Here is a 25,084-nt window from a genome sequence, read left to right as displayed (position 1 = left end):
ACTTAACGACTTGGTTATGGGTCATAGCTTTCATATTCCCGTTTTAGGATTAGGATTTTCCGTAGACACACCGCTAAAGGTAGCGAGGTATGGAATTTCTTCAGTTGCATCTATCGTAGATGATGAGATGATTGAACGAATGAGAGAATTTCATTCGAAACAAAATAATATCGACTATCATCCAATCAGAAAAGTAGAGATGGATCACCGTGCAAAGCGAGTGAAAGCATACCTCAACCTCGTGAATATGCTTATCGAAAGTCAACATTCGGAGTTGAAGCAAGAGCCTTTCGTAGAAGGATCTGATATCTGCCGATACTTTGAGCTTCTTCCGGAGTCTTGCCAGGAGCAACAAGTTTACAAGGAAATGCAGTTTGAAACAGACCCTCAAAAGAAAGAGGAACTTCAAAATCTTTTGAGAACTTTTATAAAGAAAGGTGATGCAGAGGTCAATATCATGGTTAAAGTTGATAAAGTGAATCTCGGAAAAGATGGGTTCCCTTTAGGAGATAAGTTCACTGATGCTCTGGCGGCATTACGTGGTTTTGCTGAAAGTGAACTTAACACATCAGTAGTGCTGTCTGCAGGTATGAATCCTAAGTTATACACCTATTTAAGTGAATTCGAGGACTTCTTTCCAAGTGCGGACAAGCAAGCGAAAAAGAAGGTAATTCTTAAGGTAAGCGATTTTCGGTCTGCTTTAATACAAGCGAAATTCCTTGCAAAAAAAGGTCTGTGGGTCCATGAATTCAGGATTGAATCAGGCCTGAACTGTGGCGGTCATGCGTTCGCTACGGAAGGTTATTTACTCGGACCTATTTTGGAGGAATTCAAGGAAAAGAGACCTTCAATGTTAGAGGATCTTTATGGAATTTACAAAAATGCAATTGTAGCCAAAACTGGAAGCGAACCACGGCAACCTTCCACTCGCTTCACTGTCCAGGGTGGCATTGGAACGAAAGCGGAAGATGAATTTTTGCGAGACTATTATAAGCTGGATGGAACTGGATGGGGAAGTCCCTTCTTATTGGTACCTGAAGTAACAAATGTGGATAGGGATACGTTGGATCTTCTAAAAAATGCTGTAGAAAGAGATTTTTACATTAGTGCAGCCTCTCCCCTAGGTGTACCTTTTAATAACTTTAGTAAAAGTACAGCAGAGGCACTTCGTCTTGAACGAATAGCTAAAGGGAGACCCGGCAGCCCTTGTACAAAAAAGTTCCTTGTTTCTAATACTGAATTTACCAGTGATCCTATCTGTACAGCGTCAAGGGAATACCAGAAATTGAAACTTGAGGAGCTTGATAAGTTAGACTTGCCAGAGAATGAATATAAGCGGAGATTCAATAATATCACGGAGAAATTGTGTCTGTGTGTGGGCTTGTGTACATCAGCCATATTAAAAAATGATATGCTTAAGCCCAGAGAAAACAGGGCTGTAGCGATATGCCCTGGACCAAACACCGCTTATTTTAATGATATCTATACATTAAATGAGTTAGTTGGACACATTTATGGTCGAACTGATTTGTTAAAAGATATTAAGAGGCCAAACTTATTCATTAAGGAATTACACTTATATGTAGACTATCTTAAAAAAGATATTGAAAATAATGAAGGTAATCTAAACGATAAGAAGCTTAAACAACTGGAAAATTTCAGATCAGAATTATTGAGAGGCATAGCGTATTATAGGAGTCTGCTTCCACAGATACCTTTTGCAGATAAGTATCAGATGGATATTGAATTGAGCACCTTTCAAAATCAATTAGAAGCACTCAATATCAGCCAATCGGCCGAAGTGTAATTACAGAATAAGAATACCGGTTATTGTTATACCGGTATTCTTATTTATACCTCAACTTTTTCAACTACATCGTTTAGCTCTCTCTTACTGTAAAGCTCAATTTTCTTAAGTATCCAAATAGAGATCATCAACCAGATTGCCCCGGCGAAAAATCCAGCAAGAACATCGCTGGCATAATGTACCCGCAGGTAAACTCTGCTAACTCCTATCACCAGGATCAATAAAACCAAAATAGCTATTAGAATAATCTTTAAAACTCTGCTTTTTACATTTTTATATACATAATAAATAATTAGTCCAAAGAAGGTAACACTACTCATCGCATGCCCGCTTGGAAAACTTAAACCTCGCGCTGGTTCAAGTAAGGGCATTAAAGGACGAGATCTGTTAAACCATAGCTTCATTAAAGACATTACAGTAACGCTACTTAGGGCAATACTTGCTATTTTGATGGAGTACCATTTATGCCGCTTGATGACCAAAAAATATAGTGTAAGCAAGACATTTGCTAATACTAAGAATTGATAGTTTCCCAGTGTCGTAAAAAAGAGCATTACTTTAGTTGTTGAATTGCTCACATAGGTTTGGACAAATTCAAAAGCAGCTGCATCAAAACTATTCTTGTTATTGGATAGAACGTAATGGGCAATTGCCAGGAATGTTAATACTAAGGATATAAAGAGTAAGGCTGCCAGAATAGCTTCTGCGGTAAATAACATAACAGAAGCAGCCAATCTCCGGAAAACTTTCTTAAGCGGAATGTTCAAGTCTCTTAAATTTTATAAATATTGTTTTCCAGCCGTTTATCTATCGCCCCAAACCCAATCACTGGAAATATCGCCACTGTAAATATGCACAAAGCCCCTCCAATTCCGGGAAAATAGTAAATGCATTAATCCCTAGTGTGTTAAGATCGTCTTTGATTTCCTTAAAACTGGATACGGGTATTTTAAGCTTAAGTAACTTATTCGAAAAGTTATCTGTTTTATCTAATTCACATTTATTCTCAATCTCATTAGATGGCTGTATAGAAAATACCCCCGATTGGTTGTTGATTCGCTGCTTTATAATCCTTGGCCTGAAAATCCTGGTCTTCTCAATCAGAAACGGGTGATTACCTTCTATTTTAAATTCGTAATCATCGCTTTGGGCCATTAATACCCAAACAATAGCATAATCTGAAGAATTCCGCTGCAAATGTTCGTTAGTAGCAAACCACAAAGCAGTGAGGGCATTATGCGACCAATCTAACAACCGTGTGGGAAGCCCAAAGTGTTGCCCCAACGTTAGGTAGTCCCAGTCGTCATACGGTCGGTGAGCTTCAATTAAGAGAGGGTTAGTTCGTTTAAACTCTTCCAGCAGAAGACGCTCTGTATGAAGAAGATCTCCAAAGGGACTTAACCGTCCTATTTTAGGGATCAGGGGAAGGTCTCCAGTCTGACCCCTAAATACAAAGTCTTCAACATTTCCCTCGGCATTCGCCTTTATTTTATAAGCTTTAATAACATTTAGGTATTCGGTCACATTTTCTATTTCTTCTTCACCTATCATTTTTTAATAAGGAAAGTTTTTTTAAGATGTTTGTGAGATAACTACCTGTTTATTAATTATAGCTTACTAAAATACATCGACATTAATTTTTTATCGTGGTTATAAATATCCTCATAAAAACTAACTCTGCCATTTTCATCCGCAGCAGCAGTAAAATAAACAAGGTAGACAGGAAGTTTCTGTTTTAGTGATACAAATTTTTCCTTCCTTGTGCTAATCTGTTGCATGATACGTGAACGGTCGTATCCTGAATTTTTCAGCAAATATGCTGCAAGGTCAAGGGGTCTTTCTACCCTTACACAACCGTGACTGAAGCCTCTTTTTGTCTGGCTAAACAATTCATCGTGCGGCGTATCGTGCAAATAGATATCATTTTCGTTAGGGAAAATGAACTTTACTTCTCCAAGATCATTTTTAGGGCCAGGTCTTCTTCTAACTATATATTTGAATCCAGGCTCCCCTGCCATTGACCAGTCGATTGAAGAAGCATCAACTTTAACTCCTTTAGATGTAACTACCTCCATGTCCATACGGTCTAAGAAACCCGGGTCAGCCATTGCTTTTGGAGCTATTTCGTTCTTTAATATATTTGATGGAATATTCCAGTAGGGAGATATTACGACATACTCCATTTTATCACTAAAAATTGGCGTCTCGTGCAAAGTTTTTCCTACAATAACTTTCATATCCATAACCTGCCGGGCTTTTTCATAGACACGTAGCTTGTATTCAGGTATATTCACAATAATATAGTCCTGCTCAAAGCTTTTTGGTATCCACCTCCAACGCTCCATGTTAATAATGATCTGTTTAATTTGATCCTGGACAGGAATATTAAGTTTAGCTATGGTTGCAGGACCCAAGCCGCCATCGGGCTTTAAGTTGTTGTATCCCTGGAATTTTTTTAACGCTTCTGAAAGATTGGCATCAAAAACATCACTATTTGCATTAACGCTGTCTGCATTGTCAACAAAGTCGGCCAGTCGTTTACGGAGCATAGGTACAACAGGTGACGGCTCCCCTAGCTTTACTTTTGATCCTGCAGGAATATTTGGCCAGCCTCCTTTTGCCTGAACATCCCGGTAGCGGGCCAAGGCTTTCTTCAAATTCGTATATTGCGGATGTAAAGGACTAAAATCAGCATAAGGATATTTACTTTCACGTTCACCCAGTATAGTCATCAAAGCTTTGTGAAGTTTTATCTTGTTGCGCTTAACATCCCACTCCGTTTCAGGGTTTTTCTTTGGAATAACCAGGCCTCTGTAATAATCTGATGCCCAATTGAAATAGGTCGCTGATAAGCCCAGGTCTATTTCTTTTTCTAGTTCCTTAACCTTAGTTGTATCTTTTCTTGCCTCTTTAAGTGCTTTGAATTTCTCATCGAAATTGATGATCTGGTAATCTTTCGGATCAAGTCCCTCTTCGTTAGCTTTCGCTATTACCGAAAGCATTTTTTCAGCCTGAGGAACAACCTCGTGATTTTTAAACCAACCTAATTTAAAACCTCTTTCCCGATAGAAGTTTTTGGCGAACACCAGTTCATCCTTGAAGGCAGGTTGAGATTGCATAAAACTGGTAATATATACGCTGTCTACCAGAGGTTGCGCTCCTATCTTAGCCGTTTTTCCACAACCAGAAAGAGATAAGGAAATGATGCAGGAAGTTAAGAAAGAATAATAAAGTACATTAAAAGGGTGAGTATTTCTTCTCATAGGTCCATATCTAAGTGTAATTATTAAAATCAAAAATCAATCCACACGCTAATTATGGCCATATTAGCTTTTAAACACTAACTCTAAGCCTGGAATGTCTAGAAAAATGAACAAACTTTCAGACCTCTGGGCGAAAACCAAACGCGTTTGAAATTGTTTTAAAAATAAAACGGTCATGAAAGGCAATCCTGAACTCAACAGTATGCGAAAAGGTTTAAGAGATTCTCTTTTGGTTCTACTGCTTGCTGCCCTTAGTCTTTATCTTATGTATAATTTCTACTATTCCTAACTGTTATTCTTTCCAGAGAAATGGAAACAGAATTAGCGAAGCTGTAATAACAACAATATTGATAGCTATAAGTACTCCAAGTTCATCCAGGCTAACATCTCGCTGCAAGCCGTCCATAGCATTCTTTGAAAATTTAATCAGAAGCATTAGCAATGGAATAATTACAGGAAAACTTAAAATCGCCATTAAAGCACCACTATTATTAGCTTTTGCTGCAATGCCTGAGATCATGGTAAAAACAGAGGCAAAACTGATGCTACCGATAAAAACAGACAAAAGGTAGAATACTACGTCCCCTATTTGATTTTTAAAGACTATAGAATAGAAAGCTATAGCTATAGCCGATAGTATTAACATGAGCAAGACATTGTAAATAATCTTAGAAAGGATTATTGCTTTTGCACTGGTAATACTGTAATAATACAATTGCCTGCCCTTGTTCTCCTGTAGAAAGCTTTTTGCTATTGCATTAACGGAAGCAAACAGCATAATAATCCAAAATAAGGCATTCCATGTTATAGGGTCAACCTTTTTAAAAGACAAGAAACATACAAAAATGGTTGATACCAGGTAGAGTAAAATTCCATTAATAGCATATTTAGACCGCCACTCCAGCAGTATTTCTTTCTTAACCAAAAATTTAACTTGCGAAAATGTGCTCATCAGAGATGCAAAGATAGTTTTTAGGAAGATTAACTTAACAAAGGGGGTTCACTTGCATAATTTTATTAATAGGGGGTCAAATACGCCATTTGCATTTTTAAAGAACCCCTCTCATCTGGTATTGTTCACCAGCAAAGTAACAGCAAATTTAATATCTACATTATGAAAACATTGAGAATTATCGGACTAATTTTAATTGGTGCATGTACACTGCAATCATGTGACAAAGACGACATTGATGAGGGGGATGAAACGGAATTCATTTCGAAGGCAGCCAGTAGCAATATTTTTGAAATAGAATCAGGTAAACTTGCTATTTCTAAGGGAGTAAGAACTGAAGTTAAAAATTATGGCAGTATGATGGTCTCAGATCATACCACGGCAACCGCAGAACTTAAAACCGTTGCAGATCAGAACGGTATAGCTGTACCTACCAATATGAACGACGAGCATATGGCCATGTACAACGATCTCAATGCTCGTTCTGGTGCTGATTTCGATCGGGCATATGCACAAATGATGGTAGACTCTCATCAAAGAACGGTGAACCTCTTTGATGAAGCAGCGGACGACCTGGACGATCCTGAGATTAAGAAGTTCGCTCAAGATAAACTCCCAATCCTGAAGATGCATTTGGAGCACGCTACAACATTGAAAGCCACTGTTACACCCTAGTTGTTTTGCAGATGATTGATTAGCGGGGATAAGCAATATCCCCGCTTTCTACTTAGCCCTGTTGGGTTATTTCCATTTTTTCAGCAAAGTGTGCGCAGTAATCGCGTAAATCCTCCACAATGTTCTTCTCTCCTGTTGCTCTTAAAAAGCTATCCCCCATAGTTTGCAGGGTCTCATAAAAAAACCGCTTCATTTCATCCACAGGCATATCTTTCGTCCAGAGATCAATACGTAAGGAATTTTTATAATTATGATCCCACAGAGCTAACATCATCGACTTAACTGGAAGAGCCTCTTTGTTTTCACCGTCAGTTGATTCCCATGTTATGTTTTCAGGGACGTTGTTATCATCCAGTTCTATCGTAAGTTTTATTTCTGCTTTCTTCATTATTTGAATTGATTACTTTGATCTAGTTGGTGGCTGCACCATTATTCTATTGGCCGCAAAGATGTTAAAAGCTTTATCTACAATCAAAATGATTAATTGAATAATGATGTTCCTGTGATTATAGGATAAGATGAACTATCCCCGCAATAATTACCACCAAGAGGGATTCTATTAACCAAAGCCTTTTTATGTCTGCGATTAAAGCCCGGAAAATAATATCAGAAACTATAATGATTACTAACCATCCAAGATGCCAGAAGCTAAAGTTAGAAGGCGAGCTTCCCGCGGTTGTTTGCCTAATACCCAATAAGTTAACTGCAAAATATCCCAGCAATACTGCAAATATGAGGTTGAAGGGCGTTACTTTCATTAAACTTACCTTTTGCCCCGTTTATTCCCCTGAAAAGATCCCTTACTAAGAGCTTTTTTCGCAGCAGCAGTTCTCTCCTTAAAGCTCTCCTTAGATTCTTTAGCCTGTTTCCCTGGTTTAGTTTTCTTAGTATCCTTCGTATTTGATGCTTTCTTGTCGTGGAAAGCACCCTTAAATTCAGGATTTTCTTTTCTTTTTTGAATATCTATTTCTTTCGCAATCTCCTGACGTTCATTATAGGGAGTTTCCTCAATAAATACTCCCTCCGGAATTTCTTCAATTGGAATATCCTGTCTGATAAGCTTCTCAATTTTCTTGATAAAATAGGTTTCAGCTGGGTTGCAGAATGTTATCGCCGTCCCAGTATTATAAGCTCTACCCGTTCTTCCAATCCGGTGCACGTAGTCCTCAATAACAATAGGAACATCAAAATTAATAACGTGACTCACATTGGTTACATCTAAACCCCGCGCTGCAACATCTGTAGCAACCAGTATCCGAACCTCCCCTTCTTTAAAGGCATTAATCGAATTTATACGGGTATTTTGGCCTTTATTTGCGTGAATTACTCTCACACTACTAGTCCCATAACGACGTTCACAATAACTGAAGATGTTATCTGCAACATTTTTTGTCTTGCAGAAAATGATAAGTCTGTGGAACTCCTCGTCATTTTTTAGTAGATGCTGGAGCAAATTCAGTTTGGTTTTAAGATTAGGGACGTTATAGAGGATTTGCGTTACAGTTTGAGCTGGTGTTGCCTGGGGCGCAACCTCAATAACCGTTGGAAATTTTAAAAAGTCTCCAGCAATTTTATGTACCAGATCCCCCATGGTTGCCGAGAATAATAAATTCTGTCGTTTGCGTGGTACAACCTCCAATATCCGATGGATTGAACCAATAAATCCCATATCCATCATTTTATCAGCTTCATCCATCACAAGGAACTGAAGATATTTTGTATTTATATTTCCAGCCAGGTAAAGGTCTAAGAACCTACCCGGACTAGCTACTATAATATCGCATCCCTTCTCTAACTCCGCTATTTGAGTTTTAGGTCCCAATCCTCCATATAGTACTACCGTTCTCAGGTCTGTATATTTCGCGAAGATTTTAATATTTTCCTCAATTTGCATGGCAAGCTCTCTTGTAGGAGCAAGGATTAGAGCCCTTGGATCAACCCCCTGAGCATACTTTAATTTCATTAGCATCGGTAAAACATAAGCAGCCGTTTTACCTGTTCCAGTCTGAGCAACTCCCATAATATCCTGACCGGATAAAATTGGTCCTATTGCCTTTTCCTGAATTGGCGTTGGTTGGGTATATCCAGCATCATCAATTGCATTAAGTATTTGCCGGTTTAATTTAAAATCTTCAAAAGTTTGCGCCATGCCGCAAAGATAGGGCTATTTATTTAAGGATAAATTTAAAGAATGCACCAATGAATGTGAGCTTGTATGGCTTTTTCGAATTTTGGCTTTTTAATTTTGATTTTTATATATATTTGCGGCTCCCTGTTAATCAGGATATCAACAAAATGAAACACGAATTCACACATAGCATGCATTTCCATCATCGCCAGTAGGCGATAGATAGAATTTGTATGTTTCTACGTGAAGCATGTTTACCCCGAATATTTTTGTTGAACTGATTATAAAATTTTAAACATTGAAAACACTCAAAATTGCTATCCAGAAGTCGGGTAGGTTAAACGAAAAATCTGTTGAGCTTCTTAAAAACTGCGGTTTAAATTTCGAAAATTATAAAAGCTCTTTAATTTCCCCAGTATCCAATTTTCCTCTAGAGATCCTATTCCTTCGCGACGATGACATCCCTGAATACGTTCAGGACGGAATTGCTGATCTGGGTATTGTTGGCGAAAATGTAATTTGTGAAACCGAAGTTGAGGTAGCCTACTTACAACGACTTGGATTTGGGAAGTGTTCTTTAAAGCTTGCAGTTCCCAATCAGGCAAACTATCAAACCCTTGCTGACCTGAACGGAAAAGCGATTGCTACTTCATATCCTTCTATACTTAAGAAGTTTTTAGCAGATAATAATATCCAGTCTGAAATACGTACTATCTCTGGTTCTGTTGAAATTTCTCCGGGTCTGGGTTTAAGTGATGCTATTTGTGACCTGGTTTCTACCGGCGGAACTTTAAAGAGCAATGGATTGAAGCCATTCGGGGATGTGTTGCATTCAGAAGCTGTGTTGATTGGGCGTAAAGGTGAAGAAAGTGACCCGCTAATAGTTGAGCTTATTCAGAGAATTCAGTCTGTTCTAAGAGCTAAAGAAACTAAATATGTTGTTCTTAATGTTGAAAAATCCCGTTTAGATGAGATAAAGGCTCTTCTGCCTGGTATTAAAAGTCCAACGGTCGTTCCCCTGGCTGAAGAGGGCTGGGTGGCAGTGCATACTGTAATTCCTGAAAAAGATTTCTGGGGAAAGATCAGCCAGTTAAAAGCGGCAGGAGCCCAGGGAATTGTGGTAATGCCAATTGAAAAGATAATCATTTAAAGGCTGCGTAAGGTAGCTCATACATTCAAAAACTCCTCCATCAAGGAGGTGTGAGGTATAAAGATGCTTAAGACTTATAAGTACAACGAACTAGGCACAGCTGCAATAGAAGAACTTGTCTCAAGAAATGCAGATGAAAGCAACGTAATAGGGGAACGGGTCGAATCAATTATCTCAGACGTAAGACTAAAAGGAGACCAGGCATTATTCGGCTTCGCAGAGGCTTTTGATAGAGTAATACTGAAATCCCTTTTTTTGGATAAGGAGCAAATCGAACTTATAGCCGCTACAATTGCAGAAGAACAGAGAGTTGCCATAGAAACAGCTTATCAGAATATCTATAAGTTTCATCAGTCGCAACTTAAGCAGGAAGAGAAGGTTGAAACAATGCCTGGGGTAACTTGCTGGCGAGAGTTAAGACCCATCGAAAAAGTTGGTCTGTATATTCCCGGTGGTACAGCCGTTCTCCCGAGTACGTTTTTAATGCTTGGAATTCCTGCAAAGATCGCTGGTTGCAAAGAAGTTGTAGTATGCTCCCCTCCTCAAAAAGACGGCTCTATAAATTGCTACGTTGCTTATGTTGCCAAATTGCTTGGGATTACCAGGATATACCTTGCTGGTGGAGCTCAGGCTGTTGCAGCCATGGCTTACGGTACAGAAACTATCCCTAAAGTAGATAAGATCTTCGGTCCTGGTAATCAATATGTAACGAAGGCGAAAACTATAATACAGTCAACAACCCAGACTGCAATAGATATGCCAGCAGGACCATCAGAAGTACTGGTAATAGCAGATGAAACCTCAAATCCAATTTATGTTGCCGCTGATCTTCTGGCTCAGGCAGAGCATGGAGTCGATTCTCAGGCCGTACTCGTTTCAACCTCTTCTGTTGTAATATCAGAAACAATTAAGGAATTGGAAGCTCAGCTACAGGTTTTGCCCAGAAAAGAAATTGCAGCAAAAGCAATAGAGAACTCCTATGCAGTACTAGCCGACAGTCTGGAAGCGGCTATGGACTTCAGTAACTTGTATGCTCCCGAACACTTAATTCTGGCAACAGAACGGTGGGCATCCATTACAGATCAGATCAGTAATGCAGGCTCCGTTTTCTTAGGCAATCTTACCCCTGAAAGTGCCGGAGATTATGCGTCCGGTACAAATCACACCCTTCCCACTAGTGCCTATGCACGCTCTTATTCAGGTGTGTCAGTAGACTCTTTTGTTAAGAAAGTCACCTTTCAGCACATTACCCCTCAGGGGATCCAGAACATAGGAACGGCTGTGGAAGTGCTTGCGGAATTAGAGGGACTACAAGCCCATAAGAACGCTGTAACAGTTAGAAAGTTGGGACTCAGCTAAATTTAACACAATGGAATTTAATTTAAATGCTCTTTTAAGAGATAATATAAAAAACTTAGTGCCCTATTCCTCTGCCCGGGATGAATTTAAAGGCGAAGCTTCTGTTTTTCTTGATGCTAACGAGAACAGCTATGGCTCTCCAATCAAGGATCAATATAACAGGTATCCAGATCCTCTTCAATGGAAGGTTAAAAAACGAATCAGTGAGATAAAAGGGGTACCCCCTCAAAATATCTTCCTTGGTAATGGCAGTGATGAGGCAATTGATATTTTATTTAGAGCTTTTTGTCGGCCAGGAGTTGATAATGTGATTACCGTCCCTCCTACCTACGGAATGTACGAGGTATCGGCCAATATCAATGATGTTGCGATTAAAAAGGTACCATTGACGCCTGATTATCAACTTAATTTGGAAGGTATAGCTGAGGCAATAGACGAACAAACCAAACTGATCTTCATTTGCTCCCCTAACAATCCTACAGCGAACTCTATCAACCGCGAGGATATAGAAACAATACTGGTTAATTTTAAAGGTATCGTGGTGATCGACGAGGCTTATATTAACTATTCCCGTCAAAAAACTTTTATTCAGGAGCTTACTGAATACAGTAACCTTGTTGTTCTTCAGACCCTCTCAAAAGCTTGGGGCCTGGCTGCTTTGCGTGTAGGTATGGCCTTCGCCAGTGAGGAAATCATAGAGGTATTCAATAAGGTGAAACCTCCCTATAATATTAATGAGGCCTCACAGCTTATTGCTCTAGAAGCCTTACAGAATGTAGAGCAGGTTAATAATTGGATAAAAGACACGATCAAGGAGCGGGAAAAGCTTGTATCAGAATTACTTAAATTACCATTTATATTAAAAGTTTTCCCTTCAGACGCCAATTTCATCCTTGTCAAAACTACTGATGCAAAAGGCATCTATAACTACCTTGTCAGTAAAGGAATTATAGTTCGTGACCGTTCCAAAGTAGAGCTTTGTGAAGGAAGTTTGAGGATCACCATTGGAACTCAAGCCGAAAATGAAACCCTCGTTGAAACTTTAAAAACATTTCACTCATAATATGAGCGCTCGTAAAGTACTTTTTATCGACCGTGACGGAACTCTCTGTCTAGAACCTGCAGACTACCAGGTAGATTCCTTTGAGAAATTGAAATTTTATCCGTCAGCATTCAAGTACATGACGAAGATTGCCGAGGAGTTGGATTTTGATTTGGTCATGGTTACCAATCAGGATGGCTTGGGAACAGACTCTCACCCCGAAGAAAACTTCTGGCCGGTACACAATTTTATCATCGACTCGTTTGAAGCTGAAGGGGTTTATTTTAAGGAGGTTATAATCGATAAGACATTTGCTCATGAGAATAAACCTACCCGTAAACCAGGCACAGCCCTTTTAACGCATTATTTTGATCGTGATAAGTATGATCTTGCTAATTCCTTTGTAATTGGTGACCGTATTACAGATGTTGTGCTTGCAAAGAATCTGGGGTGTAAAGCAATCTGGCTCAAACAAAACCCAGAGTTGGGTTCTGATGAGATAAGAGAGCAGGCAACAGAACTTAAGCCATTTATAAGCCTTGATACTACCCTCTGGAAAGATGTTTACGAGTTTTTAAAGGTCGGTAAAAGAGAAATTGAACATCGTAGAACGACAAAGGAGACTGATATCTATATCAAGTTGAATTTGGATGGTAAGGGTGATGCAAAGATTTCTACAGGTCTGCATTTCTTCGATCATATGCTGGACCAGATAGCTCGTCATGGAAGTATTGATCTTGAAATTGAAGCCAAAGGCGACTTGCACATAGACGAACATCATACCATTGAGGACACTGGTATTGCGTTAGGAGAAGCTTTGGCAAAAGCCCTGGGTGATAAACGAGGTATAGAACGTTATGGATTTTGTCTTCCAATGGATGATTGTTTAGCCCAGGTAGCAATAGATTTTGGCGGACGGAACTGGATTGTCTGGGATGCAGAATTTAAAAGAGAGAAAATAGGAGAAATGCCTACTGAAATGTTTTTTCATTTCTTCAAATCGTTCAGTGATGCTTCACGAAGTAATCTAAACATTAAAGCGGAAGGTCAGAATGAACATCATAAAATTGAAGCGATCTTTAAAGCCTTTGCAAAGGCAATTAAGGTTGCTGTAAAGCGTGATGTAAATAACATGCAGCTTCCAAGTACAAAGGGACTGTTATAGTCTTATTCATTACTATTCAAAGGACCAACTGACAGGGATGTGAGTTGCACATCCTTTTAAGAAGTAAAAGGTAGATGAAGGCGGTAAAGATTCAACTATGAGTGACGATATAAAAAGGAATTCTAACAATGCTCAAGTCGGCATCGTTAATTACGGAGCTGGCAATATTTTTTCACTTACTGCGGCTCTCGAGCGGCAGAACATCTCGTATGAGATGATTAATTCTCCTGATAATTTTGATAATTACGAACGTATCATAATTCCTGGCGTAGGCCATGCTGGAGCTGCAATGAAGAAGCTTCAGGAAAGTGGGATGATCGAAAAAATAAAGTCTACCACAAAACCTGTTCTAGGTATTTGTGTCGGTATGCAGCTATTAACAGACTATTCTGAGGAGGGCAATGCGCAGCTATTAGGGATAGCACCTTTACAAACACGTCATTTTTTAGAAAACCTAAAACTAAAAGTTCCTCACATGGGTTGGAACAAGGTTAACGGAGAGTTTGATAATGAGCTATTTAAGGATATTCAAAGTGGAACGTACTTTTATTTTGTACATTCCTATTTTATTGAATTTAATCCTACTTTTACAATCGCTTCTACAGAGTATGGATTAAAGTACTCTGCAGCCTTGAAAAAAGACAATTTCTACGGAGTTCAATTCCATCCTGAAAAGTCAGGATTAGCTGGTGAGCAATTGTTAAAGAACTTTGCATCAATTAAAGTCTATTAATATTAAAAGTATTTTTTTCAGTCCATGTGACTATTTAAATAAAAGCAAAACGTTAAACTATGTATATTATTCCGGCAATTGATATTTTGGACAAGAAAGTTGTCCGTTTGCGTGAAGGAAACTATGATGACGCTACATTGTACGATGTAACCTTAGAGGAGATGATTGAAAAGTACCAGTCGAATGGTACTGAATACGTACACATTATTGATTTGAACGGCGCAAAGGGTGATTTTTCAAACCAGGAATATCTTTTCGATATCATCAGAAAAACTGAAATGAAGGTTCAGTACGGTGGTGGAGTAAGAAGTATAGAAAAAGTTAAAGAATTGTTAGATGCAGGTATCCACCGTGTTATAGTGGGTACACAGGCTATTACAAATCCAGACTTCCTTCCTCTTTTAAGCGAACAGGTATGCAGTAAGGAAAAACTTTCAGATCAGATCGTAGTAGCTATTGACGTTTTAGACGAAGTGATCAAGTACTCCGGTTGGATGGAAAGCTCGCCAATTAAGCTAATGGATTACGTTGACCGTTGTCTTAATCTGGGTTTCTTCCGCTTTCTTTGTACCGATATTAACAAAGACGGGAAATTAGGCGGTGCAGGCGTAGAGTTATATCAAAAATTACTTGACCACTCCCCTTTCATAAAATTAATTGCATCTGGCGGTATCAGCTCTATGGATGATATTAAAGCTTTGCAAGATATTAAAGTGGAATCATGTGTAGTTGGTAAAGCCATTTATGAGGGTAGAATCACCATAGAAGAAGTTAAAGACTGGAACTTAAAAAGTCTGATCTCTTTCTAACTACCAAACCCATTATTTCTGGCTCTGTTCTATCAGAGCCAGAAGTTCAGTAAAACGATTAAGAGCGGCCGATTCTACTCGAATCATTCGGGTATTTGTCAGACCGCATATCCATGACGAAGTATTTAGAAATTTAGATTCCGTTTTGACCACCGTACAAGTCGCTAAGCATACATCCCCTTCAGGGGGCCGTGAGGCCGGTAGCCTTGCTAAAAGAATTATTCCCTGTCTTGATGTTAAAGAAGGCCGCACTGTCAAAGGGGTTAATTTCGTTGATCTTCGTGATGCCGGCGATCCTGTGGAACTTGCCTATCAATACTCCAAGCAAGGAGCTGATGAACTAGTGTTCCTCGATATTACGGCAACACACGAACGACGCAAGACCATGGTAGAACTGGTGAAAGCTGTCGCTCGTCAGGTTAATATTCCCTTCACTATCGGTGGTGGAATTAATGAAATCGCCGATGCTGATATCCTTCTTAATTCCGGCGCCGATAAAATATCAATTAACTCTGCTGCTGTCAGGAACCCTGCTCTTATTAATGAACTTGCTGCTGCTTTTGGAAAGCAGTTTGTTGTAGTTGCAGTAGACACGAAGTTTGTAAACGGGAAGAATCTTGTTCACTTGAACGGAGGACGCATTGCTACAGAAATGGAAACCGAGCAGTGGATCAAGGAGGCAGAAGAACGCGGTGCCGGCGAGATCCTCTTAACCTCAATGGATCATGATGGTACCAAAGGAGGATTTGATAACGGACTTTTAAAGAAAGTTAACGACAAAATTTCAATTCCACTTATAGCATCCGGAGGTGCTGGAAATGTTCAGCATTTTATTGATGTTTTTCAGCAAACTGATGTTGATGCAGCTTTGGCCGCATCAGTTTTTCATTATGGTGAAATCCTTATACCTTCGTTGAAAGAAGAATTAAAAAAACACCAAATCGAAGTAAGATTATAATGAACATAGATTTTTCAAAATCAGGAGGATTAGTTCCGGTCGTAATTCAGGATGAAAGTACGCTGGAAGTATTGATGCTTGGTTATATGAATGAGGAGGCTTTTAAGAAAACAGAGGCCGAAGGAAAAGTGACTTTTTTCTCTCGTACCAAGAACCGCTTATGGACAAAAGGCGAAGAGAGCGGTAACTTCCTTAATGTAAGGTCCATCAGTATTGACTGTGATAATGATACTTTACTTATAAAAGTTAATCCCATTGGTCCTACCTGCCATACCGGCTCTCGTAGCTGCTTTAAAACTGAGTACAATCAAAACTTTATATTCCAACTGGAGGAGATCATTAAAGACAGGTTTGAAAATCCGGTTGAAAGTTCGTATATAAACAAGCTGAGACAAAAGGGTCTGAACAAAATCGCTCAAAAAGTGGGAGAAGAAGGTGTTGAAACCGTTATAGCAGCTTTGGCTCAAACGGAAAATGATCTTATCAATGAAGCTTCTGATCTTGTTTTTCACCTACTCGTTTTATTGAAAGAGAAGAATTTAACTCTTGAAACAATAGCTAAAAATCTGGAAAGCAGGCATAGGTAGTCAAAACGTATAGCAAAATAAATACATTTTAAGCCCGTTTACGGGCTTTTGTTTTATTAATGCAATTTAAGAAAGCGGAATGCGTCTGTTTCAGCCAATTTGATTTTTAAGTTTTACTTTTGGATCTCTATGATTGAAGTAAAACGACTGGCATTATTATCCGGACACCAAAATCCTATTTATGCACTTGAACCTTCCAGAAAACCCGGTATATTTTTTACAGGGGGTAATGATAAAGGCATAGTCGAATGGAGCTCCCGGAAACAGGAGTTCATCAAGGTACTGATGCCTGTAGCAAGTTCAGTTTATTCACTTCATGCACTTTCTTTTGCTCCCCTTCTGGCCTCAGGCGAGAGGAGTGGAAAAGTTAACCTTTTTGATTTTGTAGAACAAAGGGTTAAAGCAAGCTTTAATCACCACAATAAGCCAGTCTTCGCACTGTCTTCTATCGATCATAAAAAAGAATTGCTCGCAACTTCTGAAGACGGAACAGTGTCTGTTCTGGATCCCTTAAATGCTGCGCTGATTTATCAGTTCCAGGTCTCGAAAGAAACAGTCCGTTGTTTAGCTGTCAGCCCGGATGAGAAACTAGTAGCATTCGGAGCAAAGGACAATGTCATTCGCCTATACGATGTGGAGGACTATTCTCTTATTGGAGAGCTTCACGAGCATACTATGCCCATAACATCCCTCCAATTTTCACCGGATGGCAACAGGCTTTTGTCCGGAAGCAGAGATGCGCAGTTGAAGATCTGGAATGTGCAAGACCTTTCGTTAGTTGAAACTATTCCTGCCCATTTATTTGCAATCTACGACATAAAATATCATCCCACCCTTCCCTATTTTGCTACTGCAAGTCAGGATAAAAGTATAAAGATCTGGGATGCAGAAAGCTATAAACTCCGTAAGATCATCAGCCGCGAAAAAGGCTTCGAAAGTCATTCTCATTCTATAAACAAGATATTTTGGGAACGAGAAACCTTTCATCTGATCTCCACAGGAGATGATAAGAATGTAATTATCTGGGAACTGACCTTCTGATTATCTGCTATTACGTCTGTTGGGGTAATAGTAAAAATATTCCTGAACGTAGTAGTTCACGTCTACTCCATGGTTCTCCAAGTATTTTATTGCATTAAGGAAAGACTGCACGTTAATAGTGGGTAGCTTCATCGCAAGGAAGCCCTGGCGGGCAATTTCAAGCTGATGCTCGGTATTTTCGATAAACTCGGCTTTCCTTCTGCTTACTTTGTCAGTAGTGTCTTGTAATCTTTTCAAGGTCGATTCAGGTGTACGAAGAACAAAAATTGTCTCCTTGCTTGCATCCAATGGTTCAAGCTTACCATATTGGGCAAACGCACCAGTAACAAAAAAAAGAAAAATAGAAAGTAGTACTACCTGTTTCATAAGATCTACAAAAGTATAGGACAAAGTTCTTATAAAATTACCCTATAAACAATTAATTACCAGTATATCGCTTTATAATACGTAACTTATGAGTATGCTTTTTTAGGTCAAGACTGTATATTCCCTGATCGTCAATCGGATCTATTTTTACTCTACCCGATGCATGAATGATGTTATTTTCATTTAACATTATTCCCACGTGAACAATCCTTCCTGCCTCATTATCAAAAAATGCAAGATCACCAGGCTTTACCTCCTGTAAGAAATTTACCACAGAACCTTGTTCTGCCTGCTGCCAGGCGTCCCGGTCCAACTGTAGCCCCAACATCTTATATACAATCTGGCTGAAGCCAGAACAGTCAATGCCAAACAGTGTGCGGCCTCCCCATAAGTACGGAGCCTGCAGGTAGAATCTGGCCAAACTTTCGACCATACTGCTAAAGTCGGTGTTGGTACAGAATACAGGCTCGTCAGTAAAAGCATAAGTTTCCTGGTTGATAGAAAATGTTTTGTCCCTGAAAGTTGAAGGTATAGAGCTTCCTGCAACCAGATGGATGACCTCTCCGCTTGACACTTTTGTTACAGGATGACTAACAGCCAGATTTAATGTAAGTGCCTTCTGGTATTGATACAAGTCAGTCTCCTCCACCATCGCGTATTGTTTGTGATCTATCCATCCCTCATATTTCTCATAATAAGTACGGATACGCACCCACTTTTCCGTCTTCTCTAAAACTTCAAAACAGTCGCCGAATAGCAACTGCGATAACATCTCACTTTTATCGGAGGCTTCGGCGCGAATAGGTACTATGGAAAGATTACAAATTCCGGATTCTGTCATATATACAAATCAACACAAAAATTACCAAGAATATAAACTTTAAAAACTTAACCAAATCAATTAGTGTTTTTATATATATGAAAACATTAAGTGAAGTACATAAAATATTAATAGCTGTTGAAGATAGCCTTTATTCTACCAGAGCGGTTGAATATGGCTTTGACCTTGCTCAGAAGTTAGGTGCAGAAGTGGGCTTAGTACATGTGGATGAGCTTCCTGTTGCAACTCCTTATGTTGCTGACCCGTTGGTAACAGAGCAACCTGTTATGATGCCAGAACTCATTAAAGTTCAGGAAGAAACAAGTAAAAAATTGCTTGATAGGATTGCCAACGAAAAGATGGGGAAAGCTCCTATTTATACCTTTCCCAGAATTGGTAATACAAGGGATGAGATCCTGAGTGCGGCCGAAGAGTGGAATGCAGATATGATCATTTTAGGTACGCATGGCAGAACTGGTTTTGATCATTTTATTTCAGGAAGTGTAGCCGAAAAGGTAGTCAGAAAGGCTAAATGTCCCGTTTTGGTAATTCCGAATAAGGATTATGGGGAGTAGCACTATCCATATTGTTAATTTAATAATCGGTGCGCCCAGAATACGATACGAAGATCTTTCTCTGCTTGAACAAAGTTCTCCAAATATCATATTATATGCATTGCCAGCTGTTGCTTTCTTTACTATCCTTGAGTTTATTATTTCTGTTATTCAGCACCGGCAGCTATTTGAAACCAAAGAAACGATAGGCTCAATACTGGTAGGCCTGGGCAATTTTGTAGTTAACCTTTTCCTAAAGGTAGTTTTGCTGTACGGTGCTGTATATATTTATAACCTGGTACCATGGAGGATGTCTTTTCACTGGATCACCCTTTTGCCTTGTTATGTTTTATTCGATTTCTGTAGTTACTGGTCCCATAGGATCTCCCATTTTAATCGCTTCTTCTGGGCGTCGCATGTAGTGCACCATTCAGGCGAGCATTATAACCTAACAGTTTCTTTCAGACAGAGCTGGGTGCAGCATTTCAAACTTCTGTTTTTCCTGCCCCTGGCTTTCGTTGGTTTCCATCCTGTTATTTTTTTTATAACTAATCAGCTGGCCGTACTTTATCAATTTTGGGTGCATACCGAGTATATCCCTAAACTTCATCCAGTAATAGAATATATCTTTGCAACTCCATCCAACCACAGGGTTCACCATGGTTCCAACCCAAAGTACATTGACAAGAACTTTGCCGCTACTTTTATTATTTGGGACAGGCTGTTCAATACCTTTCAGGAAGAAAACGAAAAGCCTGTTTACGGATTAACTTCTCCAATAAAAAGCAAGGCAGACCCCTTCTATCTCAACTTTCATGAATATGCCGATATTTTGAAAGATGTATCTCATGCACAGGGCTTAAAGAATAAGCTTCATTTTCTTTTTGGCAGTCCCTCAAAAATCAGTGAGGAGAAGAAGCAACAATTACCTCTCCCGCGCTAACTTAAAAGGCATTTTGTTTATACTTGCTTCATGTTAAAACCTGATAGTTTAATCTTTGATATGGATGGCACCCTTTGGGATGCCCTCGACTTATATGTTGAATCCTGGAATAGCGGTTTGCGTGCTGAGGGAGTTGAAAGATCAGTTTCTCCTGAATTATTAAGTTCGCTAATGGGTAAGGACTCAAGCATTGTTCTGAACGCAATTTTACCTGAATACTCCTCTGAGGAGCAATACAGGATCTACGGAACCATCAATAAACATCGTGCTGACTTAGTCAGCACAAAAGGAGGATCCATGTACGAAGGAGTGGTCGATGGAATAAAGCAGCTCTCACAAAAATACAAGCTCTTTATAGTAAGCAATTGTCCCGAAGGGATGATCATTCTCTTTATGCAATGGGCAAAAATTAGTGAATATATCACAGATGAGATGGCTTATGGCGTAAATAACATGCCCAAGCATCATAATATTCAGCTTTTGATCGATAAGTATGATCTTAAAACACCCGTATATATAGGAGATACAGAAGGAGATCAACAAGAAAGCGAGTTGGCTGGTGTACCTTTTGTATTTTTTAGTTTCGGTTTTGGTAAGGTAGAAAAATACGATCTTAGGTTTGACGATTTTAAAACGTTTACAGATCACTTCATGAACTTATAGATTGTTGAGTAAAAGCAAATAATTGTTTACTTTGCTTTTTTCTAATACACGATCATTAATATGAAGTTAAATTCTTTAGTACTATCAACCATGCTGTTGGGCGGCTTAGGTTATAGCTCTTCTGTTCATGGGCAGAACTCCACGAAATCATCATTCGATGTTAATGCAGAAGCTTTTGCCGATCTCCAGATTCTCCGTTATCAGGTTCCCGGATTTGAAACATTATCACTCCAGCAGAAAAAACTAGCTTATTACTTGTATGAGGCAGGGCTTTCGGGCAGGGATATAATTTACGATCAAAAAGGGAAGTATAACCTTCTTGTAAGGAAGACGATTGAAAATATTTACGGTACCTATAAAGGAGACAGGAAGACTGCCGACTGGGAAAAATTCAAAACCTACGCCGGGCGTGTTTGGTTCAGTAATGGTATATATCATCATTACGGAAATGAAAAATTTGTTCCTGAACACGATTTCTCCTATTTCACAAAACTGGTGAAGAATTCAGATACTAAGAACTTTCCTTTGAAAAAAGGCGAAAGTTTAGAGGCCTTCTTAACCCGTATAAAGCCTCTCATTTTTGATCCGAATTTCCAGCCTAAAATGGTTGATCTCTCTCCAAACATCGATAATGTGGTTGCGTCATCAAATAATTTCTACGAAGGCGTAACTCAGAAAGAGGTCGAAGATTTCTACTCGAAGTTTAACACTAAAGGAAATGCTCCCTCTTGGGGACTAAATTCAAAAACCTTGAAAGTTAATGGCAAGGTTACAGAAAAGGTTTGGAAAGTTGGAGGCATGTATAGTGCAGCAATAGAGAAAATAGTTTTCTGGTTAGAGAAGGCTGTACCTTTTGCTGAAAATGCTGAGCAGAAAGATGCTCTTCAAAAGTTGATCAAGTATTATAGGACGGGTGATCTAAAAGATTTTGATGAATATAACATTGCCTGGGTAAAAGATACGGCTTCAAGGATAGATGTTGTAAATGGTTACATTGAAGTGTACAATGATGCCATTGGTAAAAAAGGAAGCTTCGAAAGCGTTGTATCTTTAAAAGATCTTGAAGCAACAAAGCGAATCAAAGCTATTGCCAATCAGGCGCAATGGTTTGAAGACAATTCTCCTTTAATGCCCGAGCATAAAAAGAAGAAAGTGACCGGAATTACCGCCAAGGCAATTACAGTGATCGTAGAAAGTGGAGACGCTGCTCCCTCTACTCCTATCGGAATAAACCTTCCCAATGCGGATTGGCTAAGAAAGGAACACGGTTCTAAATCTGTATCTCTAAGCAATATAATCCATTCCTATAATGTTGCTTCCAGTAAAGGTGGAGGTACACTGGATGAGTTTGCCTATGGCGCAGAGGTTAAAGAACGGATTAAGAAATACGGAGCCCTTTCATCTGATCTACATACCGATATGCACGAATGTATAGGTCATGCATCCGGGCAGATCAACCCAGGTGTTGAAACTCCAGACAAGACCCTTCGCAATTACTCCTCGGCACTCGAAGAAGCACGGGCAGATCTTGTTGCTTTATACTATGTAATGGATCCTAAACTAGTTGAAATCGGTGTGATGCCCTCCCTGGAAGTCGGTAAAGCAGAATACGATAGCTACATCATGAATGGTTTGATCACCCAGCTTACCCGTTTGAAACCCGGAGACGACCTTCAGGAAGCACATATGCGTAACAGGCAGCTAAATGCTAATTGGGTGTATCAAATGGGCAAGAAAGACAACGTCATCGAGTTTGTAAAGGAGAACGGAAAAACGTACACAAAGATCAATGACTACAACAAGCTACGATCATTATTTGGCCAGTTGCTTAGAGAGATCCAGCGTGTTAAATCAGAGGGTGATTACGAGGGAGGTAAAAATCTAATTGAGAACTACGGCGTAAAAGTTGATCAGGAGCTTCTGAAAGAAGTTTTAGCCCGGTATGCTAAGCTAAATGCTAAACCATACAAAGGATTTGTGCAAGCTAAACTGGTTCCTGTCATGAAAAATAATGTCATTACAGATGTTAAAGTCGTTTATCCAACATCCTTCTATCAGCAGATGATGGAATATGCTAAGAAATATTCCTTTTTACCTGTAGAGAATTAATCGTTGATCCTGAGTTTAGCGCAAGCATTCAGCAGCTAAACTCAGGATTCTTACCGATCTTAACTTCAAATCAACCTTCCCTTTCTATTTTACAACTTCCTGACTTCCCTCTTTCACGCAACCTCTTTAAAACACCTATCTTTGCTAACTTATATTATGAGTAAGCACGGACGAATTTTAGTTGCGATGAGTGGCGGAGTGGATAGCTCAGTTGCCTCGGTTATGTTACATGAACAAGGTTATGAGGTAATTGGTTTAACCATGAAAACCTGGGATTATGCCTCTTCAGGAAGTTCCTCTAAAGAAACCGGTTGTTGTAGTCTTGATTCTATTAATGATGCCCGCGCCCTCGCTGTATCCTATGGATTTCCTCATTATATCCTTGATATCCGCAATGAGTTTGGCGACTTCGTAATAGATAACTTTGTTGACGAATACCTCGCCGGGAGGACTCCCAATCCATGTGTCCTTTGCAATACCTATATTAAATGGGAAGCGCTGCTAAAGCGTGCTGATAAACTGGATTGTGAATTTATTGCTACGGGCCACTACGCAAATATCCGTCTTCAAGATAGCGGACGCTATGTGATCTCGAAAGGTAAAGACGAAAATAAAGATCAATCTTATGTACTCTGGGGTGTTTCCCAGAAAAACCTGGCGCGTACCAAATTTCCTCTGGGTAGTTTTACGAAAGCAGAAATCCGGCAGATGGCTTTAGACATGGGCCAGGAAGAGTTAGCCAAGAAAGGTGAAAGCTACGAGATCTGCTTTGTTCCTGATAACGATTATCGTTCCTTCCTTCGTCATCAGGTGCCCGATCTCGATATGAAAATAGGGAAAGGGAACTTCATATTGGCAGATGGTTCTGTTGTTGGTGAGCATCAGGGATATCCTTACTATACTATCGGGCAACGGAAAGGCCTGGGGATAGCACTAGGACAGCCTATGTTCGTTACGCGTATAATGCCGGAAAGTAATACAGTGATGCTTGGAACACAGGATGAACTGAAGCAAACAACAGCTTTAGTAAGAGATGTTAATCTCATTAAATATGAGAGTATTACAGAGCCTCTGGAAGCTGTAACAAAGATTCGTTATAAAGACTCAGGTACCCTAAGTTCTATTGTGCAAGAAGGTGATGTGATGAAGGTGGATTTCCATCACGAAGTTGCAGGGATAGCCCCTGGCCAATCAGCTGTTTTCTACGAAGGGAATGATCTTCTGGGCGGCGGCTTTCTACTATAATTGGTAGTTTTAAAACAAACTAATATGAACAGCATCCGGAATTCGTTTTTTAAGGCTTGTTTGGCCGGTTTTTTCTTGTTCCTGATCGCCTGTTCTAAAACTGAGAATGCCGATTTCCCTGATCTCAAAAAAGACTACTATCCCCTTGTTCCCGGACACAGCATTACCTATCAGGTGGATTCCATTGCCTATAATAAGTTTGATAACTCTGAAATTAAATTCTCCTTCCAAATTAAGGATACTGTATTAACCCGTATTGAATCAGGAGAAAGGACGCAGACGGTTTATATTGAAAGATATAAAAGAGAAAATGCCGGAGGAAAGTGGGCATTCCAAAAGGTTATCTCCAGAAACATAACCGACTTAAGAGCAGAGGAATTTATCGATAACCAAAGGTTTGTAAAAATGGTGTTTCCCCCAGTCAAAAATGTTGTGTGGAACGGAAACACCTATAATAACCTTGAAAAGCAGGATTATTTCTATAAAACCCTCGATCAAAAGGACACCCTTAATGCCCTGACTTTCGATTCAGTTGCTGTTGTGATCCAGGCCGACGAGAAAAATTTACTGAACGAACAATACGCGGAAGAACATTATTCCAGGAACCGGGGAATGATTAAAAAGTATGTGAAAAACATAGAAAAGGACTTCTATACGCAGAAAACCACTCACGGCTATATCTATACCATGCAAATCTTATCTTTCAACTAATCAA

General features: G+C 39.4%; 26 protein-coding genes. 17 read left to right on the top strand and 9 right to left on the bottom strand.

Features of this window, described 5'->3' with window-relative positions:
- The first annotated feature begins 16 nt into the window (after positions 1–16).
- Positions 17–1,807 carry a hypothetical protein gene (locus J4N24_RS07315; protein ID WP_207533022.1) on the top strand — a complete coding sequence of 597 codons (1,791 nt, stop codon included), beginning with the start codon at positions 17–19 and terminating at the stop codon, positions 1,805–1,807.
- A gap of 44 nt (positions 1,808–1,851) precedes the next feature.
- Here J4N24_RS07315 and J4N24_RS07310 read toward each other — a convergent pair whose 3' ends face one another.
- The 4 genes from J4N24_RS07310 to J4N24_RS07295 form a co-directional block, all read right to left on the bottom strand.
- On the bottom strand, positions 1,852–2,574 hold the full coding sequence (locus J4N24_RS07310) for a phosphatase PAP2 family protein (RefSeq protein ID WP_207533021.1): 723 nt from the start codon (positions 2,572–2,574) through the stop codon (positions 1,852–1,854).
- Between the two features lie 58 nt (positions 2,575–2,632).
- Complete coding sequence (locus tag J4N24_RS07305; RefSeq protein ID WP_207533020.1) at positions 2,633–3,358, bottom strand: FRG domain-containing protein; 726 nt, start codon at positions 3,356–3,358, stop codon at positions 2,633–2,635.
- 56 nt (positions 3,359–3,414) lie between these two features.
- Positions 3,415–5,070 carry a L,D-transpeptidase family protein gene (locus J4N24_RS07300; RefSeq protein ID WP_207533019.1) on the bottom strand — a complete coding sequence of 552 codons (1,656 nt, stop codon included), beginning with the start codon at positions 5,068–5,070 and terminating at the stop codon, positions 3,415–3,417.
- A 292-nt stretch (positions 5,071–5,362) separates the two neighbouring features.
- Entirely contained in the window at positions 5,363–6,022 is a 660-nt protein-coding gene (locus J4N24_RS07295) for a heme exporter protein CcmB (RefSeq protein ID WP_207533018.1), read from the bottom strand.
- Between the two features lie 162 nt (positions 6,023–6,184).
- On the opposite strand from J4N24_RS07295, the gene J4N24_RS07290 reads away from it, so the two are divergent.
- A complete protein-coding gene (locus J4N24_RS07290; RefSeq protein ID WP_207533017.1) occupies positions 6,185–6,697 on the top strand; it encodes a DUF4142 domain-containing protein in 513 nt (170 codons plus the stop codon).
- A 52-nt stretch (positions 6,698–6,749) separates the two neighbouring features.
- On the opposite strand, the gene gldC is transcribed toward J4N24_RS07290, so the two are convergent.
- From gldC to J4N24_RS07275, 3 genes are all read right to left on the bottom strand, one after another.
- Positions 6,750–7,085, bottom strand: coding sequence for a gliding motility protein GldC (gene gldC / locus J4N24_RS07285; RefSeq protein WP_207533016.1), 336 nt, complete (start codon positions 7,083–7,085; stop codon positions 6,750–6,752).
- 118 nt (positions 7,086–7,203) lie between these two features.
- Positions 7,204–7,455, bottom strand: a complete 252-nt coding sequence (locus J4N24_RS07280; RefSeq protein ID WP_207533015.1) for a hypothetical protein — start codon at positions 7,453–7,455, stop codon at positions 7,204–7,206.
- A 5-nt stretch (positions 7,456–7,460) separates the two neighbouring features.
- Positions 7,461–8,846, bottom strand: coding sequence for a DEAD/DEAH box helicase (locus J4N24_RS07275; RefSeq protein WP_207533014.1), 1,386 nt, complete (start codon positions 8,844–8,846; stop codon positions 7,461–7,463).
- Positions 8,847–9,123: 277 nt separating this feature from the next.
- On the opposite strand from J4N24_RS07275, the gene hisG reads away from it, so the two are divergent.
- The 9 genes from hisG (at position 9,124) to J4N24_RS07230 (ending at position 17,669) form a co-directional block, all read left to right on the top strand.
- Positions 9,124–9,975: an ATP phosphoribosyltransferase gene (hisG, locus tag J4N24_RS07270; protein WP_207533013.1), complete on the top strand. Its 852-nt coding sequence runs from the start codon at positions 9,124–9,126 to the stop codon at positions 9,973–9,975.
- Positions 9,976–10,038: 63 nt separating this feature from the next.
- Positions 10,039–11,334 (top strand): histidinol dehydrogenase, encoded by a 1,296-nt coding sequence (hisD, locus tag J4N24_RS07265; protein ID WP_207533012.1) that lies wholly within the window; start codon positions 10,039–10,041, stop codon positions 11,332–11,334.
- A 10-nt stretch (positions 11,335–11,344) separates the two neighbouring features.
- Positions 11,345–12,397: a histidinol-phosphate transaminase gene (gene hisC, locus J4N24_RS07260; RefSeq protein WP_207533011.1), complete on the top strand. Its 1,053-nt coding sequence runs from the start codon at positions 11,345–11,347 to the stop codon at positions 12,395–12,397.
- Between the two features lies 1 nt (position 12,398).
- Complete coding sequence (hisB, locus tag J4N24_RS07255; protein WP_207533010.1) at positions 12,399–13,541, top strand: bifunctional histidinol-phosphatase/imidazoleglycerol-phosphate dehydratase HisB; 1,143 nt, start codon at positions 12,399–12,401, stop codon at positions 13,539–13,541.
- A gap of 97 nt (positions 13,542–13,638) precedes the next feature.
- Positions 13,639–14,274: an imidazole glycerol phosphate synthase subunit HisH gene (gene hisH, locus J4N24_RS07250; protein WP_207533009.1), complete on the top strand. Its 636-nt coding sequence runs from the start codon at positions 13,639–13,641 to the stop codon at positions 14,272–14,274.
- Positions 14,275–14,333: 59 nt separating this feature from the next.
- Positions 14,334–15,083 (top strand): 1-(5-phosphoribosyl)-5-[(5-phosphoribosylamino)methylideneamino]imidazole-4-carboxamide isomerase, encoded by a 750-nt coding sequence (locus J4N24_RS07245; protein ID WP_207533008.1) that lies wholly within the window; start codon positions 14,334–14,336, stop codon positions 15,081–15,083.
- Between the two features lie 145 nt (positions 15,084–15,228).
- The gene (gene hisF, locus J4N24_RS07240; protein ID WP_207533007.1) at positions 15,229–16,041 is read left to right on the top strand and encodes an imidazole glycerol phosphate synthase subunit HisF; all 813 of its coding nucleotides are present in this window, start codon (positions 15,229–15,231) and stop codon (positions 16,039–16,041) included.
- Entirely contained in the window at positions 16,041–16,628 is a 588-nt protein-coding gene (hisIE, locus tag J4N24_RS07235; RefSeq protein ID WP_207533006.1) for a bifunctional phosphoribosyl-AMP cyclohydrolase/phosphoribosyl-ATP diphosphatase HisIE, read from the top strand. The genes hisF and hisIE overlap by 1 nt, the downstream gene beginning before the upstream one ends.
- 129 nt (positions 16,629–16,757) lie before the next feature.
- Complete coding sequence (locus tag J4N24_RS07230; RefSeq protein WP_207533005.1) at positions 16,758–17,669, top strand: WD40 repeat domain-containing protein; 912 nt, start codon at positions 16,758–16,760, stop codon at positions 17,667–17,669.
- Here J4N24_RS07230 and J4N24_RS07225 read toward each other — a convergent pair whose 3' ends face one another.
- Entirely contained in the window at positions 17,670–18,035 is a 366-nt protein-coding gene (locus tag J4N24_RS07225; RefSeq protein ID WP_207533004.1) for a hypothetical protein, read from the bottom strand.
- 52 nt (positions 18,036–18,087) lie between these two features.
- Complete coding sequence (locus tag J4N24_RS07220) at positions 18,088–18,876, bottom strand: C40 family peptidase (protein WP_207533003.1); 789 nt, start codon at positions 18,874–18,876, stop codon at positions 18,088–18,090.
- Between the two features lie 77 nt (positions 18,877–18,953).
- Here J4N24_RS07220 and J4N24_RS07215 point away from each other — a divergent pair, with 77 nt between their 5' ends.
- The 6 genes from J4N24_RS07215 (at position 18,954) to J4N24_RS07190 (ending at position 25,080) form a co-directional block, all read left to right on the top strand.
- On the top strand, positions 18,954–19,430 hold the full coding sequence (locus tag J4N24_RS07215; RefSeq protein WP_207533002.1) for a universal stress protein: 477 nt from the start codon (positions 18,954–18,956) through the stop codon (positions 19,428–19,430).
- Positions 19,420–20,352, top strand: a complete 933-nt coding sequence (locus tag J4N24_RS07210; protein ID WP_207533001.1) for a sterol desaturase family protein — start codon at positions 19,420–19,422, stop codon at positions 20,350–20,352. The genes J4N24_RS07215 and J4N24_RS07210 overlap by 11 nt, the downstream gene beginning before the upstream one ends.
- Positions 20,353–20,382: 30 nt before the next feature.
- A complete protein-coding gene (locus J4N24_RS07205; RefSeq protein ID WP_207533000.1) occupies positions 20,383–21,015 on the top strand; it encodes an HAD family hydrolase in 633 nt (210 codons plus the stop codon).
- Between the two features lie 60 nt (positions 21,016–21,075).
- Positions 21,076–23,124, top strand: coding sequence for a dipeptidyl-peptidase 3 family protein (locus tag J4N24_RS07200; RefSeq protein ID WP_207532999.1), 2,049 nt, complete (start codon positions 21,076–21,078; stop codon positions 23,122–23,124).
- Positions 23,125–23,280: 156 nt separating this feature from the next.
- Positions 23,281–24,369, top strand: coding sequence for a tRNA 2-thiouridine(34) synthase MnmA (gene mnmA, locus J4N24_RS07195; protein ID WP_207532998.1), 1,089 nt, complete (start codon positions 23,281–23,283; stop codon positions 24,367–24,369).
- A 24-nt stretch (positions 24,370–24,393) separates the two neighbouring features.
- Positions 24,394–25,080 carry a hypothetical protein gene (locus J4N24_RS07190; RefSeq protein WP_207532997.1) on the top strand — a complete coding sequence of 229 codons (687 nt, stop codon included), beginning with the start codon at positions 24,394–24,396 and terminating at the stop codon, positions 25,078–25,080.
- Positions 25,081–25,084 lie beyond the last annotated feature (4 nt).

Origin of the sequence: Desertivirga arenae (assembly GCF_017355785.1) — a bacterium.
Classification (GTDB): domain Bacteria; phylum Bacteroidota; class Bacteroidia; order Sphingobacteriales; family Sphingobacteriaceae; genus Desertivirga; species Desertivirga arenae.
Note: the sequence above shows the minus strand (reverse complement) of the source record. Positions and strands in the feature narration are given on the sequence as shown.